The sequence below is a fragment of the Bacillus sp. AFS073361 genome (assembly GCF_002567005.1).
Taxonomy (GTDB): domain Bacteria; phylum Bacillota; class Bacilli; order Bacillales; family Cytobacillaceae; genus Neobacillus.
The window spans coordinates 134,000-153,236 of the sequence record NZ_NUZU01000013.1 but is presented as its reverse complement, the minus strand read 5'-3'; the positions used below and the strand labels follow the sequence as shown (position 1 = coordinate 153,236).

At 37.0% G+C, this 19,237-nt stretch carries 19 protein-coding genes and 1 pseudogene; 5 read left to right on the top strand and 15 right to left on the bottom strand.

Annotation, left to right across the window (positions count from 1 at the left end; translation table 11 throughout):
• Positions 1 to 252: 252 nt before the first annotated feature.
• From COJ96_RS08695 to COJ96_RS08680, 5 genes are all read right to left on the bottom strand, one after another.
• Positions 253 to 717, bottom strand: a complete 465-nt coding sequence (locus COJ96_RS08695; RefSeq protein ID WP_098572542.1) for a hypothetical protein — start codon at positions 715 to 717, stop codon at positions 253 to 255.
• Positions 718 to 823: 106 nt separating this feature from the next.
• Positions 824 to 1,837, bottom strand: coding sequence for an aldehyde dehydrogenase family protein (locus COJ96_RS08690; RefSeq protein WP_257148468.1), 1,014 nt, complete (start codon positions 1,835 to 1,837; stop codon positions 824 to 826).
• Positions 1,818 to 2,363, bottom strand: a complete 546-nt coding sequence (locus COJ96_RS29190) for an aldehyde dehydrogenase family protein (RefSeq protein ID WP_257148467.1) — start codon at positions 2,361 to 2,363, stop codon at positions 1,818 to 1,820. The genes COJ96_RS08690 and COJ96_RS29190 overlap by 20 nt, the downstream gene beginning before the upstream one ends.
• A 15-nt stretch (positions 2,364 to 2,378) precedes the next feature.
• The gene (locus COJ96_RS08685; protein ID WP_098572541.1) at positions 2,379 to 3,476 is read right to left on the bottom strand and encodes an SDR family oxidoreductase; all 1,098 of its coding nucleotides are present in this window, start codon (positions 3,474 to 3,476) and stop codon (positions 2,379 to 2,381) included.
• A 140-nt stretch (positions 3,477 to 3,616) separates the two neighbouring features.
• Positions 3,617 to 5,197 (bottom strand): peptide chain release factor 3, encoded by a 1,581-nt coding sequence (locus COJ96_RS08680; RefSeq protein ID WP_098572732.1) that lies wholly within the window; start codon positions 5,195 to 5,197, stop codon positions 3,617 to 3,619.
• Positions 5,198 to 5,372: 175 nt separating this feature from the next.
• Here COJ96_RS08680 and COJ96_RS08675 point away from each other — a divergent pair, with 175 nt between their 5' ends.
• The 3 genes from COJ96_RS08675 (at position 5,373) to COJ96_RS08665 (ending at position 8,067) form a co-directional block, all read left to right on the top strand.
• Positions 5,373 to 5,633, top strand: a complete 261-nt coding sequence (locus tag COJ96_RS08675; RefSeq protein ID WP_098572540.1) for a hypothetical protein — start codon at positions 5,373 to 5,375, stop codon at positions 5,631 to 5,633.
• A gap of 152 nt (positions 5,634 to 5,785) precedes the next feature.
• Positions 5,786 to 7,525 (top strand): AAA family ATPase, encoded by a 1,740-nt coding sequence (locus tag COJ96_RS08670; protein ID WP_098572539.1) that lies wholly within the window; start codon positions 5,786 to 5,788, stop codon positions 7,523 to 7,525.
• Positions 7,526 to 7,650: 125 nt separating this feature from the next.
• Positions 7,651 to 8,067, top strand: a complete 417-nt coding sequence (locus COJ96_RS08665) for a YkvA family protein (protein ID WP_098572538.1) — start codon at positions 7,651 to 7,653, stop codon at positions 8,065 to 8,067.
• A 25-nt stretch (positions 8,068 to 8,092) separates the two neighbouring features.
• Here COJ96_RS08665 and COJ96_RS08660 read toward each other — a convergent pair whose 3' ends face one another.
• Positions 8,093 to 8,218 carry a YjcZ family sporulation protein gene (locus COJ96_RS08660; RefSeq protein WP_081825507.1) on the bottom strand — a complete coding sequence of 42 codons (126 nt, stop codon included), beginning with the start codon at positions 8,216 to 8,218 and terminating at the stop codon, positions 8,093 to 8,095.
• Positions 8,219 to 8,252: 34 nt separating this feature from the next.
• Entirely contained in the window at positions 8,253 to 8,348 is a 96-nt protein-coding gene (locus COJ96_RS08655) for a YjcZ family sporulation protein (protein WP_098572537.1), read from the bottom strand.
• Positions 8,349 to 8,592: 244 nt separating this feature from the next.
• Here COJ96_RS08655 and COJ96_RS08650 point away from each other — a divergent pair, with 244 nt between their 5' ends.
• Entirely contained in the window at positions 8,593 to 9,399 is an 807-nt protein-coding gene (locus COJ96_RS08650; protein ID WP_098572536.1) for a glycerophosphodiester phosphodiesterase, read from the top strand.
• Positions 9,400 to 9,491: 92 nt separating this feature from the next.
• Here COJ96_RS08650 and COJ96_RS08645 read toward each other — a convergent pair whose 3' ends face one another.
• The 4 genes from COJ96_RS08645 to phaQ form a co-directional block, all read right to left on the bottom strand.
• The gene (locus COJ96_RS08645; protein ID WP_098572535.1) at positions 9,492 to 10,328 is read right to left on the bottom strand and encodes an undecaprenyl-diphosphate phosphatase; all 837 of its coding nucleotides are present in this window, start codon (positions 10,326 to 10,328) and stop codon (positions 9,492 to 9,494) included.
• A 223-nt stretch (positions 10,329 to 10,551) separates the two neighbouring features.
• Positions 10,552 to 11,751: a coiled-coil domain-containing protein gene (locus COJ96_RS08640; protein WP_180230035.1), complete on the bottom strand. Its 1,200-nt coding sequence runs from the start codon at positions 11,749 to 11,751 to the stop codon at positions 10,552 to 10,554.
• Between the two features lie 302 nt (positions 11,752 to 12,053).
• Positions 12,054 to 12,653, bottom strand: coding sequence for a hypothetical protein (locus COJ96_RS08635; protein WP_098572533.1), 600 nt, complete (start codon positions 12,651 to 12,653; stop codon positions 12,054 to 12,056).
• On the bottom strand, positions 12,634 to 13,071 hold the full coding sequence (gene phaQ, locus COJ96_RS08630) for a poly-beta-hydroxybutyrate-responsive repressor (protein ID WP_098572532.1): 438 nt from the start codon (positions 13,069 to 13,071) through the stop codon (positions 12,634 to 12,636). Before phaQ ends, COJ96_RS08635 begins: the two co-directional genes overlap by 20 nt.
• Before the next feature lie 152 nt (positions 13,072 to 13,223).
• Here phaQ and COJ96_RS08625 point away from each other — a divergent pair, with 152 nt between their 5' ends.
• Positions 13,224 to 14,006, top strand: a complete 783-nt coding sequence (locus COJ96_RS08625; protein ID WP_098572531.1) for an alpha/beta fold hydrolase — start codon at positions 13,224 to 13,226, stop codon at positions 14,004 to 14,006.
• 74 nt (positions 14,007 to 14,080) lie between these two features.
• Here the strand turns inward: COJ96_RS08625 and COJ96_RS08620 are convergent, their stop codons facing one another.
• The 4 genes and pseudogenes from COJ96_RS08620 to adhE form a co-directional block, all read right to left on the bottom strand.
• Positions 14,081 to 15,133: an alpha/beta fold hydrolase gene (locus COJ96_RS08620; protein ID WP_098572530.1), complete on the bottom strand. Its 1,053-nt coding sequence runs from the start codon at positions 15,131 to 15,133 to the stop codon at positions 14,081 to 14,083.
• Positions 15,134 to 15,138: 5 nt separating this feature from the next.
• Positions 15,139 to 15,687, bottom strand: coding sequence for a polyhydroxyalkanoate biosynthesis repressor PhaR (locus tag COJ96_RS08615; protein WP_098572529.1), 549 nt, complete (start codon positions 15,685 to 15,687; stop codon positions 15,139 to 15,141).
• Positions 15,688 to 15,705: 18 nt separating this feature from the next.
• The gene (locus tag COJ96_RS08610) at positions 15,706 to 16,359 is read right to left on the bottom strand and encodes a hypothetical protein (protein WP_098572528.1); all 654 of its coding nucleotides are present in this window, start codon (positions 16,357 to 16,359) and stop codon (positions 15,706 to 15,708) included.
• 38 nt (positions 16,360 to 16,397) lie between these two features.
• A pseudogene (gene adhE / locus COJ96_RS08605) lies at positions 16,398 to 19,001 on the bottom strand (bifunctional acetaldehyde-CoA/alcohol dehydrogenase).
• Between the last annotated feature and the right edge of the window lie 236 nt (positions 19,002 to 19,237).

The following is a 19,237-nucleotide window of genomic DNA, read 5'->3' as shown; positions in this document are numbered from 1 at the left end:
GGGTAAGCATTTTAAAAAAACAGCCCCAACAAAGGCTATCTTTTCCTGTTTATTGTTATAACCCTTATTTATTTATTTTTCTTTTTCCCAAACCACATCCTTTTATCTTGTTCCTAATGTATAAAAAGTTTATTTTTACTACATAGTTACGCTCCATCTGAAGCAATTTGTGGGGGTTCATTTTAAAAAAATTTTCCCAATAAAAAGCTTCAAACCAGAATATCCTGATTTGAAGCTTTTTATAAGTAATTTTTATTTTTGAAACTTTAAAGACAATAAAAATTTAATTAAAAAACCAATAAGCAACCCAGGGATTAAAAACAGCATCGGTAAAAAAACTGGGCCAGGATGAATTTGAAAAATTGTAACCTTAGGCGATACCATTAATCCTACAGTAACAAAATAGGCACCGAAGACAAATGGAAAAAACGAGTATTTTTCATTTTCAGGCATAGCTGAACGATAACCATCCCACAAGGAAAACAAATAGACACACGGGTAAAACATAAGCCATTGGTAATTAAGTACCTTCTCTGCATTGTTAATTTCTCCTAAGAAACTATACATGATTGCCGAATTAAAGTGACTATTTGAATTGATCATTACTTCTAATGTAACAAACAATATTCCTTTGATATATTGACCCATTAACAATTGACTAAAACCAGGAAAAGCAATATTCCAAAAAACAGCTTCAAGTTTGCTCATCTTTTTCATCGTACAGTCCCGCTTCTCGTGGCATATTTTTAAAGCTAAAAATTCACTTACCTTAGTTTATCCATCTCTGCCAAAAAATAGCGGATATTCTATTATTTTTCCCAACTTAATTCTTTTTGAGGATGCGTAAGTAGGTTTTTGAAAATATAATCCAGTTTCGATTAGCTTGGAAATAACTTTTAAAAAGCTGAAGAAATAATGGGTATTTTCCTTGATAAGGATACCAATGAATTTCACTCTTTTTCCGGCCGATGTCCTCGACAATAGCTTTTTCATGGCAAAAAATTCTTAACCCGGCATCCCCATGGTACCTGCCGATTCCACTTTGTTTTGCCCCTCCAAAGGGAAGGCCATGATGGGCAATACTTATAATAGCGTCATTTATCACTACTGCTCCTGATACGAGTTTAGAGGATACTCTTCTGGCTTTTACATGATCATTTGACCAAACGCTTGCATTTAACCCATAAACCGTATCATTTGCAAGACTAATTACTTCATCTTCACTCTCAAATGGAATGACTGGCAGAATCGGTCCAAAGGATTCCTCCTGGATTATTTTCATATCATGGTTCACATTTGTAACTACAATAAGCGGTAAAAACATTCCATTGTTCCATTTTTCAGGCATTAGACCGGTCTCAAGTCTTGCTCCCTTGCTCAATGCATCCTCTAACTGGTCTCTTAAAATTTCTATTTGAGCTGGGAAAGTCATCGAACCGACATCGTCATCTTCATTGTTCCCCTGTTTTAAGTTTAAAATTTCTTTTTTTAGTAAGGATAGAAATTTAGGATAAATTGATTTTTCAACATACAGCCTTTCTGCACTCATACATACTTGACCACTGTTAGTAAATGCCGCCCACACTGCCCCTTTTGCCGCACGCTCCAAATGAGCGTCCGCAAATACAATCATTGGATCCTTGCCGCCAAGTTCTAGGGTTGTTGGAATTAGATGTTTTGAAGCAACTTGTTGAATGATTTTCCCAGTCCGGACAGATCCAGTAAAAAAAATATAATCTGGTTTCCCATTTGTAAAGGCTGCCCCTACCTCTTTTCCACCATGTGCAACTTGAACAACTCCCATAGGAAAGCCCGCTTTAGCAAAAATCCCCTCCATACATTTCCCTACTAGTGGAGTTACTTCTGACTGGTTTTAAAATCACTGTATTCCCAGAGGCCAAAGCACTAAGCATCGGGACCATTGCTAATTGAAAGGGATAATTCCATGGCGAAATTACCAAAACCACTCCCCTTGGCATGTATTCAATAAATGATTTTTTTCCTATCAATAAAAAAGGCGTTTTTACTCTTTGGCGCTGAAGAATTTTCTCCCCATGTTTTATTATGTGATCAATACTGTCCAGGGTTGGTGTGATATCAGCTACCAGGGCCTCCGTTACCACTTTTCCAGTGTCCGCAGCGATTGTTTTTGCTATATCTTCCATCTGCTCTACGATAATATCTTTAAGTCTTAATAGATACTTTCCTCTTTCAGACATAGTCAGATTACTCCACTGCTTAAACGCTGTTTTACTCCTATGATAAAAGGAATCGACTTCGTTAACAGATGTTACAGGAATCTCCCCCAGCCGCTCTCCTGTTGCCGGGGCAAATATTTTAAGCTTTTCTTGAATTGCATCCATTTATTATCACCCCCGTTAAATAATTTTAATATGAAAGGTTGGGTTATCTTTTTGTTGTAAGTAAAATTCTGTCATTGGTTTAATTCCATCTTTAAAGTCAGGACAGGCGATCCCTGATTCCCTTAGGTCTGTGACAGCTTGTGTACAATCGAATTGTCCCTTCCAAGTAAAGTAGTCCAATGCTTCTTTCTCTACTCCCAGAAATTTGCGCAACGGTTTAAGAGAAAGGAACCATTTCCCGACAGTTAATGGAATCATTCCTTTTGGTTGTTTGTTTAGCATTTCTTTCATCATGATTTCATATATTTCTGAAGCACGGTAGGGATGTGGGTCTGTTAGATGATACGTTTTTCCAGCAGCATTGTCTAATTGGCTAAGATACGCAGTTGCTTGAATAATATAATCGATGGGAACAAGGTTTACATAAGCTTCACCTTTCCCTAGTCGAGGTATGAGAGGAAGAAATTTTAACCGATCTAAAAAGTTCATAATAAAATAAGGGCCATCAAATTTAATGGTTTCTCCCGTATCGGAATGGCCTTTGACAATCCCCGGCCGAATGATAGTAACAGGTATTTCTTTTTTTAATGTTTCCACTAAAACCTCTGCTTCATATTTAGTTTGTTCATAATGATTTTTAAAACCAGGTGGTGTAATAAGTTCCGTCTCATACAGAGTACCTTCTCTATTTCCGACTACATAGGCAGTACTAAAATAAATATATCTATTTAGGTTTGGTAATCTTCGCACCCATTCATTTACGTTTTCCGTACCATTTACATTCACTATTTGCGCTATTTCTCTTGGAACAGCTAAATCATAAATGGCTGCTAGATGAAAAACATGGGTAACCCTTTGTTGTAAGATTTCCTGTTCTTCTTCTGTAATAGCAAGAAACGGTTTGGTTATATCTCCAACAATAATGTGGAAAGTGGACTCATCTAACCCATATGCTGCTATAATAGCTTCCGATTCTTTTTTTGCTCTTTCAACCATATTAGGCAGGACTAGGACAAAAACAGATCCTATCAATTGATTATTTTTTATTACTTCGCGAATCAATTGATTACAAATAAACCCAGGAAACCCAGTAAAAAAGAAACCATTTCCCAACTTATCTCCTCCTTAGTCTTTATCAAGACGATTGTAATCATTGTAAAGTCCTAAGAAAAGATTTGTCCATGGGTAGTTAGTCTGAATTTTCAGTTTAATAAACATTAAGAAAAGTGGCGGAATAGAATCCGCCACTTTTCTTAATCATTTTGGTCCATTGGATTATAGAGTTTAACCGATGGATTTTTCTCTTGAAACCATCTGAGAGCAAAGTCATTTTCAAACAAAAATACATAATGATCATATCTATCTTTCACTAACATTGAACGAGAACTCGATAGATTTTCATCAACCGTTTCACTATCTACCCACCTGGCAATTTTTGAACCCATTCTTTCCATTAAAACTTCGGCATTATATTCATTTCTCATCCGATGCTCAAAAACTTCAAATTGTAATTGACCGACGGCACCTAATAAATAATCATCCGTTTTAACGGTTTTATATAGCTGAATGGCTCCTTCTTGAACCAGTTGCTGAATTCCTTTATAAAAGGACTTCTGCTTCATGACGTTTTTAGCGGAAACCCTAACGTACAATTCTGGTGTAAATTGCGGAAGTCTTTCATATTGAAAATCATTTTTCCCGGTAGTCAAAGTATCACCAATTTGATATGTGCCTGTGTCATATAATCCGATAATATCTCCACTAACCGCTTCATCGACAGTATTCCGTTCTTCAGCCATAAATGAAGTTGACTGCGAGAGCTTTATTTGTTTATTCAAACGCGGAATATTCACTGTCATTCCCCGCTCAAATTTCCCAGAACACACACGGACAAAGGCAATCCTATCTCTGTGGGCAGGATTCATATTTGCTTGAATCTTAAACACAAAACCTGAAAATTGTTCCCCTAACGGATCAATTTCTCCTATGGATGAATTGCGCGCCATTGGAGGCGGAGCAAACTTTAAGTATGACTCTAAGAATGTTTGAACTCCAAAAGCAGTTAACGCACTCCCAAAAAATACTGGTGTTAAGTTACCTGCTGCAATTCTTTCAGCTGAGAACTCATTCCCTGCTTCATTGAGGAGCATAATTTCATCGAGTGTTTGATCATAAAGTCCAGATTTTTTTAGCGGATGGTCTCCGGCAATTTCTCCGTCATCATTTAACGGTATAAAACGGTCATCATCCTCTACTCGGAACTGTTCCACTCGATTGTTATATCGGTCATAAATACCAAGGAATTCTTTCCCCATCCCAATCGGCCAGTTCATCGGATATGATTCTATGCCTAGAACCTCTTCTAATTCAGCTAACAGTTCTAGCGGCGGCTTGCCCTGACGATCGAGTTTATTCATAAATGTGAAAATAGGAATTCCGCGCATCCGGCATACTTTAAATAGTTTGAGTGTTTGTGCCTCTATCCCCTTGGCAGCATCAACGATCATTACAGCACTATCTACAGCCATTAAAGTACGATACGTATCTTCACTGAAATCTTGGTGTCCAGGCGTATCCAAAATGTTAACTCGGAATCCTTCATAGTCAAATTGCATGACACTGGAGGTTACGGAAATCCCCCGTTGCTTTTCAATTTCCATCCAGTCACTGGTTGCAAACTTTCCTGTTTTTTTCGCTTTTACAGTTCCCGCGTCTCGAATAGCGCCTCCGAATAATAATAGTTTTTCGGTTAGCGTAGTTTTTCCGGCATCTGGGTGGGAAATAATCGCAAATGTCCGGCGTGACAATACATCTTCTTTAAAATTGTTACCCATTTCGTTTTCCTCTCTTTTGACAATAAAAATTTTTGTCCATAACTTCAATCTTATCTCTCAAACGGAAACTTTGCAATATTTCTTTAAACCCGAGAGCATAAAGAATATAATGAAAGAAAGCGGTAATGATGAAAAATAAGTACGGCGAGTACATAACACATCGGAGGTACAGGACTTGGATATTACTAAAATTGATCAGCAGACCCTGAATTTATTGCATAAAGCCTTTGAAATTATCCTCAATGAGAACAAGATTTCTTATGAAAAAATTGGAATTGCTGAAGAAGATGACCAATTATTGTTCTTGTTTGAAGGAAAGGATGAAAAAGTTCATGTTTTTAAATGGAATAAAGCATCCTGTATCGGTGCCAGTATTGGCTCAATTGCTCAAAGTGTATTACATCCAATCATTCCACATCTTCGCTTATTATCGTAGCTTTTATAAACCACACCAGCGCATTTTAAAAAAAATTGTGCTGGTTTATTTTTTTTATGCGGGCATTTCTAGTTTCCCAACGATTCCCACATCCATTTTTCTGGAAACCCCTTTATAATAGAGGAGAACTCTGTTGAAGGAGATGAAGAAAATTGAAACCAAGTATAAAAAAAGTCTCGAAATTTATTCCGCTCATTGCAGCGTTAATATTAGTTATTGCAGGAATCGTCTGGATTATTCAAACTACCAATAATGAAGTTGCTATACCATTCTCCTCTGTTGAGAAAACTATTCAAGCACAACAAGGGAAAACTGTAAGTATAACTGAAAAACCCGATGGTAGCCTTTATATTCATGCTGGTGAAACGGTATATCTTTCCCATGTCCCACCCAACAGCCAAATGGTAGATAAGTTGGTTGTTAAATACAATATTGAATACTCCTATTCAAAGAGCAGTAAATATGGAAAATGGATATTAGGCGGCGTTATCCTTCTCTTGGCTGGAGCAGCATTCACGCTTCAAAAAACAAAAGGTGGATTGGGAATAAATAATTCAATGAAGAATAGTGTTGCAAAGTCGCGAACCCTTCCCTCCATTAGTTTGAAGGATGTGGGTGGACTCGGGGACGAAATGAAGGAAGAAATCTTACAAACTCTCTCGACCCTAAAAGAACCTGAGCGTGCATCAAAATTAGGGATTACACCACCAAAAGGTATTCTTTTGTACGGCCCGCCAGGTACAGGTAAAACATTACTCGCTCAAGCAATTGCCCGTGAATTAAACGCCGCTTTCTTTTCGGCAAGCGGTTCGTCATTTAATGAAATGTTTATAGGAGTGGGGGCTAGCCGGGTCCGTTCATTGTTCAAAGCAGCAAGAAAGCAAGGTCCTGCCGTTGTATTCATTGATGAGGTCGATGCTTTAGCAGCAAAAAGAAAGGCACATGGCGGCGAGGAAGCCGAAAAAACCTTAACAGAATTACTTGTACAACTTGATGGCGGACATTCAAATGATGGAATTCTTTTTATTGCTGCCACAAACAGAAAAGACATGTTGGATGAAGCCTTCCTTCGTCCTGGAAGAATCGATTTTTCCTTCCATGTACCACTTCCAGATACAAAAGGAAGAAGAGAGATAATCGCTATCCATGCTAAAGATAAATCATTTGATAAAGATGCTCTTGCACAATTAGATGAATTGGCAGAAAGTACTTCAGGTTTTTCAGGTGCAGAGCTCCAATCACTTTTCGAAACGGCTAGCAGAAGAGCTGTTCGGAACGGCCAAGAGTCCATCCAAAAGCAGGACATTGACTATGCCCTTGATCGAACGATTTTAGGAAGCACTTCCCGGTCATTACAAGATTATGATACAAAACGCAGGGTCGCAATTCATGAGGCTGGTCATGCCATTGTAGCATCATTGACGAAACCTGGTTCCGTTAGGAAAGCAACCATTATCCCTCGTGGAGAGGCGCTCGGTTATGTTGCACCAATTCCAAAGGAATTGCATCTATCTACGACCAGTGACTTATTAGAGCGCGTAGCAATGATATTAGCTGGCGGGGTTGCTGAGAGAATTCATTTAGGAGAACACAGCATCGGCGTAAGTGGCGACGTTCAACAAGCAAAACAAATTATCGAACAAATGGTAGATACCGGTATGCTTCAAGAAGGATTTACATTGACCTTCAAAAAACAAGATAAAGAAGAAAAGATGCAAGAGCTATTTGAAAAAGCTTTACAAAAATCAGAGAGTCTAATTAATAACCATCAATATCAGTATCAACAATTGGTCGATGCATTATTAAAAAAAGAAACACTTGAAGGCTCAGAGATTGAAGAAATAGTTTGGGGAACACCGGCAACCATAAGTGATAATATGGTCTTAGTATAAAGATAACCTATGAAAACCAGGTGCTGTTTATTGGGCACCTGGTTTTCATTTATGATAAAATATCTAATGTTTTTTTTATTTGGTGGTAAACTAAGCATGGACTTCACAAAAAGGAAGTGAATGCATTGTTCGGTAAAACTAAGATTTTTGAAAAAGAGCAGCATAAATATTCTACCGAAGCTAAAGAATATCTTGGAAACCCGCAAAAAACAGAGGGGTTGCTTAACAAAGCGATAAAAATGGCAAATGAGAAAAAAGGAAGTTTAGGCGATGTTTGGGAAAAACTGCAATTATTTTTTGAATTAGTTAAAGCCTATTCAAAAGGTGAATATAAAAATGTCTCACCCAGCACAATTCTTACTGTCATTGGTACCCTTCTTTACTTTGTTTCGCCACTTGACTTAGTACCAGATTTCATTATTGGTCTGGGGATCCTGGATGATGCAGCTTTGATTGGCTTTACTGTAAAGAAAATCTCCAATGAATTAGATGCTTTTAGTAAATGGAAACGGGCTTTTTCAAATGAAAACCCGCTTGATTAAACAAGCGGGCCTCCATTTTACGTTTTTATCTAAAGCAAGCTGCACCGACAATAATCAAGAGGATAAATAATACTACGATTAAAGCAAAACCGCCGCCGTAACCGCATCCTCCATATCCGTATCCGCATCCTCCATATCCGTAACCAAACATTTTTCAAGACCTCCTTTTTATCTAAGTTGATTTCTTAGTAGCACCATGAAGCCCCAATAATGATTAACAAAATAAATAAAACGACCAGTAGGGCAAATCCGCCGCCGTATCCACCAGCTACACCTGACATTTACATTACCTCCTTTTCTTAATTCCATATATCCTATTCACTTGATTAAAAATGTGCGATAGACACATATCCAAATTACCCAGTTTAATAAAAAAGAAGAAGCCCATAATTAAGGAAAAATTCAAGTACAATAAAGGAATTAGCCCTCAGAAAAATATTTTTTACAATTTTATCCTCTTCGAATTGACATTCTTATCTATTTTTCATACCATGTTCACAAATATATATAGATTGGGGCACCAACTTGAGAAATGCTGCTACGCTTTTATTCGTACTTATCATGATCATATACAGAGCAATCACACGGTTTAGTGAGAAAAAGAAAGAAAGCCGCCCCTTGAAAATCGGTCATAGAGGCGCGGCAGGCTACTGTCCAGAGAATACAATTTCATCCTTTAGGAAAGCCGTAGAATTAGGTGTCGACTACCTCGAGCTTGACATTCAAATGACAAAAGATCATGAATTAGTTGTGATACATGATCCAACCGTTAACAGAACAACTAATGGGAAAGGGAAAGTAAAGGATTTTACTTTACAAGAAATTCAAAGTCTTGATGCAGGAAGTTGGTTTCATTGTAATTTTACGGGTGAGAAGATCCCCTCTCTCTCTGAGATATTTGAGGAGTTTGCAGGGAAAATCGGCTTTTTAATTGAATTAAAAAAACCCTCACTTTATCCCCTGGTTGAGGAAAAACTTGCGGAGGAATTGAAGAAAAGAGAGTTAACATCCGTTGACAAGCAAATTATTGTTCAGTCCTTTGACCGTGGTGCGCTAAAACGGTTTCACGACCTTCTGCCTACCATTCCAATAGGCATTTTGATTAAAAACTCCGGTGTGAAGATGATTTCGAATAAAAATTTAAAGTCCTTTTCAAGCTATGTGTCGTATGTAAATCCCAAAATAACCATGGTGAATAAGCGGTTGATTAAAAGAATTCACCACCATGGCTTTAAAACAATGATTTGGACTGTTAATAAAAAGAATGACTTAAAAACGCTTAATCATTTCCATGTTGAAGGAATTATCAGTGACTTTCCAGATTTACCATAAATAGGAATAGGAATAGGGTCTATTATTGACTTAATAGACCCACTTACATTCTTTATTAACCTTTTGGTTTAACAATACAGAGAAGCCACGAATTAGATAAATATTACATACAGGATAATAGCCAGCACAATCCGATAAATAGCAAATGGTAATAATCTTATTTTGTTAATAAGCTTTAGGAAAAAGCGTATAGACAAAAGAGCAAAAATAAAGGCACTAATAAATCCTGCAATAAAAATTGGAAGGGCATCCAACGTCATATACTCCCAATTCTTTAATAAAGAGAGAAAACTAGCTCCGGCCATGATTGGCACAGCCATAATAAAGGTAAAGTCCGCGGCAGCACGGTGACTCATCCCCATCAATACTCCTCCAGAAATCGTTGAACCCGAACGAGAAAATCCTGGCCAAAGTGAAAAACATTGAAACAAGCCAACAGTCAATGCTTGTTTATAAGTAATTTGGTCAACTGTTTGTACTTTTGGACGTTTTGGACCAAAAATATCCGCAAGAATCATTAGGATCGCCCCAATAACTAAGCCAATTAAAACAGTTGCAGTTGAAAATAAGTGCTCATCAATATAGTCGTTAAAAAGGACGCCTAGTACACCGGCAGGGATTAATCCCACAATTACTTGAGAAAGTTTTAAACGGCCTTGTACTTGTCCTGAAGCTGCTTGTTTTTTTAAGCGCCCCAATCCTAATAAATCAATAAAGCGATCTTTAAAGGTGACAACAACCGCCAATATGGAACCAAGTTGGATAACGACTTTAAATGTGTTTGCTCCATGCTGTGTTAAAAACTTTTCGGATTGCAGCCACATATCATCCACGATAATCATGTGCCCGGTAGATGATACTGGTGCAAATTCTGTTAATCCTTCTACCAGCCCTAGAATAATAGCTTTAATAATCATAAGTAGTTCCATTTCTGATAATCTCCTAACCTTGTTGCAAAAGTATTGTAAGTGATTAAATTTATAACTCATCCATTTTACTCATTAAACAATAACAATGCAATATTTTTTAAATTCCAATTTACTCTCCACTATTAATAACGCAATTATTCAAAAATTAGTTTCATGTATTTTTTTCCAAAGAAAAAATGCAGCCTTAAATTATTACCACATTCAGTGTTTTTTCTTTATATTGTTAGTCGTTGATGATTCTCATAACACGCCCATTAAACTTCTTTTTGTAAAATCCTTGCGTTAAATCTACAACGGCTATTCCGGTTGAACTTTGAGAACCAATAAATTTACCTCCGCCAAGGTAAATCCCTACATGCCCATCTATTTTATAAGTGTCAAAAAAAACTAGATCTCCAGGACGCGCCTCACTTAGGGTAACTCTTTCCCCAGTATTTTTTAGGATATCTGTATGAGCGCCCACTTTAAATCCTGCCTGTCTGAAGGCCCACGCAACAAATCCTGAACAATCAAATCTACCATGGGCAACATCATAAGAGTTTCTTCCCCCGCCAAATACATAAACGGAGTTCCCAATATATTTTTCCCCAGCATGAATGACCACATTAATGGCTTCATTGGTGGTTGTAGGTAATGGAACATCCAAATTCACGGTTTCATTATTTTTATCTGTTCCCTTAGAATTCTGAGCCTCGTTTAATAAGAGCGCTTCTTTTATTGCTAGTGTTCCATCTTTCTGTTGTAAATCAGCTTTCTCAGAAAGTTTTTCCTGCTCTTTCATCCTAAGTTCTGCTTTTAAAGCATCATTTTGCTTTTTTTGTTCTAATATTTGTTCTTGCATCCATAAAAGTTCTGTTTTCATATTTTGCAATTCGTTTAACTTTTTCACCACTGAAGATTGTTTAGTTTGGACTTCATTCTGATCTTCTTTATAATGTTTAACTAGATCTTGGTCTGCTTCCACCATCGAGGCAACAGCACCAAGTCTTTCTACAAAATCACTAAAGCTCGAAGAACCTAGAACAACGTGTATATATCTAACCTGACCACCACTTTCTTGTAGCGATAAGGCACGTTTCTTTATTAATTCATTGCGTTTATTAATTCTATCTTGAATGGATGCTATTTCTTGCTGAAGATCCTGTACTTGGGATTGTGAGGCTTTTACCTTTTCTTCTGTTTGTTCAATCATTTTTTTATTATCTTTAATGGCTTGCTCAACTCTAATAATTTGTTCAGCTAGTCTAATTAATTCATCTTGGACTTGAAAAATTTCTAAATTTGCTTTTGAAATATCTGTTTGAAGACCTGTTCGCTGATCCTGTACACTTTTAAGATTATTTTCCTTTGCATCTACTGATGGACAAGAAAAAACACTCCCGATTCCCATAATAAAGGTCGTACATAGTGCGATTATCTTCATTTTCAAATTGGTTCCCCTGCCTTCTTAAAATAAACATCCAGCATCTAAGACGAATTATGTATTTTAAATTCTAGGTCACACAACAAAATTCCTATGTAATTACCAAATTAACAACCCATGAATATAAATGGAAATTATTGACTATACGTCAACAAAATATAAAATAATTCAATATTTAGGTTCCTCCAACAAATAAAAGAACCACAATCTCTATATAAGAAGAGAGATTGTGGCTCTTATGACTTGCAATCGATGCTTATATTCCCCAATTCTTTTAATTCTCCTTAGTTGATAACTAGTAGTTACGGAATCTTTACAAATTCTTTAAGACTACCTTTGCCTCGGTCAACAATGTTTAAATGAGTATCTCTTGCCAATTTAATATATTCCTTCCTAACCTGCTGCCACGCATTGCGCCGGTCACGACCAAAAGTTACGCTTGATTCTGCATTTTTTTCAAAATTATCTTCTAGTTGGTCGACAATCTGAAAAACTGATTTAATTGGCGTTAACGCAAGCTTCTCTAATTGTTCAGATACCTCTAAAACCTTTTTCTTAAGTTCTTCTCTCTCATTCACCGGAAAGTCCTCATCTTTGATTTCTTCTTTACCGAATGAAAATTGATGCATTAGTTCAGAAACCATCTCTTTGTTTGTTTTTTTCGACTGCTCATACAAATTCGCAACCGATTTTCTAAATTGCTTATTGAAATTAATGACTTCTTTTAAGGCATTAATGTATGCATCTTCTCTATTCTCTTGAAGCTGTTCTGCCCGTTCACTTGAAAGCTCAAATTGATCCCAAAAAGTGTGTACAAATGACCCTGCAGCCACCGATTCTTCTGCCGTTGGTACATTCTTTTCTTTAACAGTCTGGACCGTTTCATTTTTCTTCTGTGCCATCGTCTTTCCTCCTCTTTCTATTATTGACTTTCTCTATTGGATCCTTCTTATGGAACGAAGGAATATAGAGCTCAAAGAAACTGGTGTACATTTTGAAAAATTGATCCAATAACGATTGATAGGATTCTAGTTGGTTGGCATAACCATTTAAGTATGTTATTCCTGCTTTAGTAATTGAATATTTTCTTTTAGCAGGACCGCTCCCAGTTGTATCCCATTCTGAAGATAGAAGCTCGTCCTTTTCTAGTTGTCTTAGCAGTCTGTATAAATTCCCCTGGTCAAGCGTCTTAAAACCGAATGCCTCTAGCTTCTGGCTAAGTTCATACCCATGCAGTGACACCCTGCTAAGAAGCAATAAAATAAATGGCAGCACAAAATTTTTTGATGGATTGATCGTTTGATTGTCCTGATTCACCATATTTTTATCACCTCGCCCTGTATATGTGTATTTTACACCTATGAGTAATATTTTGTCAACTCAGCAAATATTTATGAATAAAAGTTAAAAGTTAGAGTCCTCATTTACTGTTATTTGGCAATAAGCTAATAAAAATAAAAAGGTGGTGTGAAATGGAAGCAGCAAGAATAAGTAAATTGGGAGTTCCTTATATGCACTTAGGGACAGGCGAGCCGTTAGTCTTGATCCATGGATTAGGTGAAGTAAAAGAAGGGTGGGAAGACCAATATGAATTGGCTAACCAGTATGAATTGATCATCCCTGACTTACGAGGTCATGGAAAATGCAGTAAGACAGAAGGCATCTCAATAAAAAATTTTGCCTTAGATATCCTCGGTTTGTTAATGGAATTAAAAATTGAAACCGCTCATATTTTGGGTCTTTCAATGGGTGGTGCAGTTGCGCAAGAGATTTACCGACAGGCACCGGAATGCTGCCGCACTCTCCTGTTAATTAGTTCATTTCATTACTTTCCTAAGAAACTGAAGAGTGTTTTATTTGAACCACGAAAAGAACTTCTCCAGCAAGTTTCATACATGAAGGAACACTCAGATTATGCAGCACGGATGGCACTTTATTTGTGGAATAAGGACACAGTTGAGAAGTTTAATAAGTTTTTCCAACCAAAACCGCAGATATTTGTTGACTCATTAGTAGCATGTTTTGAGGTAAATAATTTATCGTTATTACCAATGGTAGATGTTCCGACACTTATTATTGGAGGTCAGTACGACTCCGTCTTGCCTGTTTGGATTCAGGCTTGGATGCACAGGCTTATTCCAAATTCAGAATTTATTATTATGAGAAATACCGGCCATCTGGCCAAATTGGAGGCAAAAGACCGGTTTAATCGACTCTTAAGGACATTCCTTGCTAAACAAAAAGCTGCTTCATAACTAGTTAAAGCGGGATGGAGGGGAGTCCTTCCCGCTTTTACTTCCTTCTTAATTTAATTAAGAAGTTCCTAATTTTATTGTGACCGTGAGCAGAGCCATTTATCCGCAAAAATGGCAAACTTTCCAGATAAGGCTAAAGAAACGTGTCCACCATCAAATACCTCGTATGTCTTATCTTCACTAGAAACCATGTCCATAACAGGGAGGCTTTGTTTCTCTAGTATCAAGGTATCTCGTGATGTTGAGAAGACAAAGAATGAACAATGGATATTTTTTAAGTCTACTTTCCTTCCGCCAATCGTTAGCTCTCCTTTTAGGAGTTTGTTATCTTTATAGAGATCATTAAATAGCTGTTTGAAGGCAGCCCCTGAAAACGAGGCAGAGTCTTTTGTCCACTTGTCCATCCGCCGCCATTTTTTAACATATTCATCATCATGTGCACGGGAAATCAGGTTTACCCATGGACTAACGGAGACGGGTGAAAGTCCCCTAAACATTCGGTACATTATTTCAGATGGAATAACACCATAAACCTCAGAAAGTCGATCAAAATTTATAGTTCCTTTTTGGAGTCCGTTTAACCACTTATCCGGAACGATTCCTATACTGAAATCAATTGGTACCGTTGCTAGGACTAAATTCTTAATAGGCAAGTTTGTTAGTGAGGTAAAAATAGCAGCAATTGTGCCTCCTAAACAATAGCCGATCATCGATATTTCTTTTGCACCGGAATGTCGTAACGCACGTTTGACACCATTTTCTAAATAATCAAGGATATAATTATCAAGAGTGATCTCACTATCCTCATAACTAGGAGAACCCCAATCAAGGAAGTAAACATCATATCCTCTTTCCGTTAATCCTCCAACTACACTACTTCCTTCCCCGACATCTAAAATATACGATTTATTAAGCAGTGAGTAGACTAAAAACACAGGGATTTGATATTTTTTTTCTTTAGCAGGATGATAATATAATGTTGATTTATTTTTTTTCCAAACAATTTCTCTCTTGGTTGGAACAATATCCGGTTTCGGTTCTGTTAAGACTTTATAGACTTGTTCCCACCTTAAAGATTCCTTTTTCAAATCAACTAATGGAATATTTCTTAGTGCTTTAGCTATCATCTTTCTCAGCCCCTTCCATCCTCACTGCCAGTCCCAGTCAGAACAAGCTCATTGCCCCTTTTCTTAGTCTGCACTGGCTGCACAAGTTTTTTCAAGGCTGCAAGTTCCTGTTTAATATCTGTTAATTGAGAGATTTCTTGTCTCAAATTTTGAATCTCATTTTGAATGAAAGCTGATTCTTCCTTTATCTGTTTTATAATCGTCACCATATCTTGAAACATTGCAACGTTACCCGTACTAAGGGATTCTAAACTATCCTGTAAATTCCAAACCTGCTCTTCTAAAATATCAATTTTTTCTTCGGTTTGAAGAGATAATTTTGCTACATTTGCAATATCTTTTTTGGTTGGAATATTCATTACACCTGCCATGAGTTCTTGGTTCTTTCTTAACCGCTCCATATATCTTGCATGACTATCTGTCCCCACACTAAGAAGTCGAACGAACTCATTATTGTCAGTGATCATGTATAGCATGCCATTCAATTGTCTTTCCCACATTTCACTTATTCTTCTAAATCCTTGCAACGGATCATAGTTTTTTTCCTTCGACATTGCTTTTTGCCTCCTTTTTTAGAAATTTGTCATCTCTTCTTCTTTCTCCAAATATTTATTAAATGGAAACAACAACGGTTTAATTTGTCGTGCTAATAAATTAACAAAACCTTTTTGATTTTCATATATTAGGTTTCCAACTTGTTTAACACCCTTGATATATTGCTTCCTGATTTTTTTCCTAAGGACCACATATTGCTCGATCGTTTCAAGATATTTATCAATTGGTTGATTTTTGCTAATAACTTGGCAAGGTGTACTTAGAATTGAAATGGTTCTTTTTTGAAGTTGATCAATCTGGGCATTGATTTCTTCGTATGACTTGAGTGGAAAGAAATGCTGTAGACTCGTGGTGGACATCAAAAATTCCTCTCTTGCAGTCCTTTCCCATTCAGTAAATTCCTTATCAAATCTCTTTGCCATTTCTTTTATGTTTTCTTGATTCCTTTGGATGTTTTCAGCAAAAAACAATGCTTCTTTTAAAAATACCTCGTCTCGGAAGTCTGAACGCTTAGACCATTCGTCTAATTCTTGAAATGCTTTGCGCCAGAGAATGTCTAAGCTTGACAGTTGTGCAGCGCTCACCTCTTTTTCTCTAATTTGTTCAGCCTCCTTATTGATGATTTCGAGGATAGGTTCTTGTTCTTTTTTAATTTCTCTTTTCTCAAACATCCTACTCGCCTCCTTAAATGAAAAGTTTATTCTTCCATTTAAATACCACTAAAGGCCTGACGATAAATTTCTTCAAGTTCGCCTATAAATGGTTGTTTTGGATTTGCAATCGTATCTTGATCGTCAAATGCACGTTCTGCGAGAACTGCTACTTTGCTATCAAATACTTCTTTATCAACCCCGCTTGCTTCTATACTCATCGGGATTTCTAGTTCCTTTGTTAATTTAATAATTGCACGGACTAGGCTTTCAATACCTTCTTCAGTCGTACCGGCAGGCAGCCCAAGCATTTTAGCAATTTCCGCATAACGTTCATCAGCTATGAAGTTTTCATATTTAGGGTATGTCATGAACTTATTTGGTTTGGCTGCATTGTAACGGATTACATGTGGCAAAAGAATCGCATTGGCGCGTCCATGTGGTATATCAAATTCAGCCCCTAAAACATGGGCAAGACTATGGTTTATTCCTTAGAAGGAATTGGCGAAAGCCATCCCTGCTATTGTAGAAGCATTATGCATTTTTTCACGGGCAAGTTCATTACTTCCATCTCGGTAAGCTATTGGCAAATACTTAAAGACAAGTTGAATGGCTTTTAATGCAAGTCCATCTGTATAGTCATTGGCCAATACGGAAACATACGACTCAATCGCGTGTGTCAACACATCCATCCCTGTATCAGCGGTAACATGCTTCGGAACTGTCATAACAAACTGTGGATCGATAATGGCTACATCCGGTGTCAATTGGAAATCCGCGAGAGGGTATTTTATATTTGTTTTATTATCTGAAATAACAGAGAAGGCTGTGACCTCTGAACCGGTTCCGGATGTTGTTGGAATTGCAATAAATTTTGCTTTTCCACGTAGTGCTGGGAATTTAACTACTCTTTTACTAGGATCAAAGAATTTTTGTGTTAAGCTATGAAAATCAGTTTCTGGATGTTCGTAAAATAGCCACATCGCTTTTGCGGAATCTATCACTGAGCCGCCGCCAAGAGCAATAATACAATCTGGTTGAAATCTTCTTATCCGCTCTGCACCGATTTTTACTGTATCAATGCTAGGTTCAGGCTCGACTTCGGAGAATGTTTCAAATTGGATTTTCCTTTGATTCTTGTTTAGATAGTAAACAACCTTGTCAACATACCCATTTTTGACAGCACTGTTACTTGTGACACTAAATGCCTTTGAGATTCCTGGTATAGAGGCTAGCATTTGGATTGAATTTTTTTCAAAGAATATTTGCGATGGAACTTTAAACCACTGGGTAAATGTTCTTCTCTTTGCAACCTTTTTAATATTTATGAGATTTTGTGCCCCTACATTTTGTGACACAGAGTTCCCTCCATAAGTACCACATCCGATGGTTAATGACGGTAATGATGTATTATAAATATCCCCAATTGCACCATGTGTCGATGGTGTATTGACCATGATCCGCCCTGCCTTCATACGAAGTGCAAACAAATCTACTAAGCATTGGTCCGAAGTATGTATTGATGCTGAATGCCCAAGACCACCATATTCCAAGGTTTCCTCAGCAATTTGAATGCCCTCTGCAAAACTATTAACCTTGTAACAAGCAAGTATCGGACTTAGTTTTTCACATGAGAGCGCATATTTTGGCCCTACACCCTCTAGTTCTGCAATGAGAATCTTGGTATTTTCAGGAACATTCACTCCTGCCAATTTTGCAATCATTGTGGCTGGTAATCCGACAATTAAATGATTAATGGTATTCGTCTTTTCAATAATGGCGATCTTCTCTACCATTAATCTTTCTTCTTCATTAAGGAAATAACAATTATTAGAAATCATTTCCTGTTTCATTTCATCATAAATTTCTTGATCAATAATTAAAGCTTGTTCAGAAGCGCAGATCATTCCGTTATCAAAGGTTTTTGACAGGATAATGTCGTTAACAGCCCTTTTGATATTTGCTGTCTTTTCAATATAACAAGGTACATTTCCTGCACCTACCCCAAGTGCAGGTTTACCTGAGCTATAAGCTGTTTTCACCAAATTTGGTCCACCTGTTGCTAGAATAAGAGAAACCTTTGGATGCTTCATTAAGGCCTGAAACGCTTCATGTGAAGGAACTTCAATCCACTGAATGCAATTATCTGGTGCACCTGCCCTAATGGCTGCCTCCTTCAGTAAAATCGCGGTCTCCGTACAACATTTTTGGCCAAACTGTGGGAATGCGAAAATAATTGGATTCCTTGTTTTAAGCGAAATCAAGGATTTAAATATTACAGTAGAGGTTGGATTTGTTATTGGAATAACCGCAGCAATCACACCTACTGGCTCGGCGATCTCTACTATTCCTTCATTTTCGTTTTCGTTGATTACACCAACAGTTTTTATCTCTCGAATATTGTTATAAATGAACTCAGTAGCAAACATATTTTTGAATACCTTATCTTCATAAACCCCTCTTTTTGTTTCATTTACAGCCAATTTTGCAAGATTCTTATGATTTTGAAGAGCAGTAAGAGCCATTTGTTTGACAATTTCATCAACCATCTCTTGGTTGTATGAACGGAATTCACCAAGTGATTTCTCTGCATTATTTGCTAATGTATCAATCATTGAAGTGATTATTTGTTTATCATGTACTACCTTTTCTTCAACTGCCATATAATATCTCCTCCAAGTTCATTCCTTGATCTTTGATTCGACTAAAAATTGGCCTATATCCTCTTAATAATTACTTGGATACTTTTCTGGTTAAAATATAGCACGATGGATAAATCGAAAAATGTCGAATTTTGCGCAAATATGAATGAATAACCATTCATTTTTAAAGAATTCATAAAACGTTCATAAATTTTCCCATATATATATAAAAGCCCTAAATCCTTTTTGAAAAAGAA

Excerpts from the sequence above, each read along its gene's own strand:
- COJ96_RS08695 (WP_098572542.1), bottom strand. The coding sequence starts at position 717 with ATGAAAAAGATGAGCAAACTTGAAGCTGTTTTTTGGAATATTGCTTTT.
- COJ96_RS08690 (WP_257148468.1), bottom strand. The coding sequence starts at position 1,837 with ATGGAGGGGATTTTTGCTAAAGCGGGCTTTCCTATGGGAGTTGTTCAA.
- COJ96_RS29190 (WP_257148467.1), bottom strand. The coding sequence starts at position 2,363 with ATGGATGCAATTCAAGAAAAGCTTAAAATATTTGCCCCGGCAACAGGA.
- COJ96_RS08680 (WP_098572732.1), bottom strand. The coding sequence starts at position 5,197 with ATGGGTAACAATTTTAAAGAAGATGTATTGTCACGCCGGACATTTGCG.
- COJ96_RS08660 (WP_081825507.1), bottom strand. The coding sequence starts at position 8,218 with ATGTTTGGTTACGGATATGGAGGATGCGGATACGGATATGGAGGATGC.
- COJ96_RS08655 (WP_098572537.1), bottom strand. The coding sequence starts at position 8,348 with ATGTCAGGTGTAGCTGGTGGATACGGCGGCGGATTTGCCCTACTGGTC.
- COJ96_RS08645 (WP_098572535.1), bottom strand. The coding sequence starts at position 10,328 with ATGGAACTACTTATGATTATTAAAGCTATTATTCTAGGGCTGGTAGAA.
- COJ96_RS08640 (WP_180230035.1), bottom strand. The coding sequence starts at position 11,751 with ATGAAGATAATCGCACTATGTACGACCTTTATTATGGGAATCGGGAGT.
- COJ96_RS08635 (WP_098572533.1), bottom strand. The coding sequence starts at position 12,653 with ATGGCACAGAAGAAAAATGAAACGGTCCAGACTGTTAAAGAAAAGAAT.
- phaQ (WP_098572532.1), bottom strand. The coding sequence starts at position 13,071 with ATGGTGAATCAGGACAATCAAACGATCAATCCATCAAAAAATTTTGTG.
- COJ96_RS08625 (WP_098572531.1), top strand. The coding sequence starts at position 13,224 with ATGGAAGCAGCAAGAATAAGTAAATTGGGAGTTCCTTATATGCACTTA.
- COJ96_RS08620 (WP_098572530.1), bottom strand. The coding sequence starts at position 15,133 with ATGATAGCTAAAGCACTAAGAAATATTCCATTAGTTGATTTGAAAAAG.
- COJ96_RS08615 (WP_098572529.1), bottom strand. The coding sequence starts at position 15,687 with ATGTCGAAGGAAAAAAACTATGATCCGTTGCAAGGATTTAGAAGAATA.
- COJ96_RS08610 (WP_098572528.1), bottom strand. The coding sequence starts at position 16,359 with ATGTTTGAGAAAAGAGAAATTAAAAAAGAACAAGAACCTATCCTCGAA.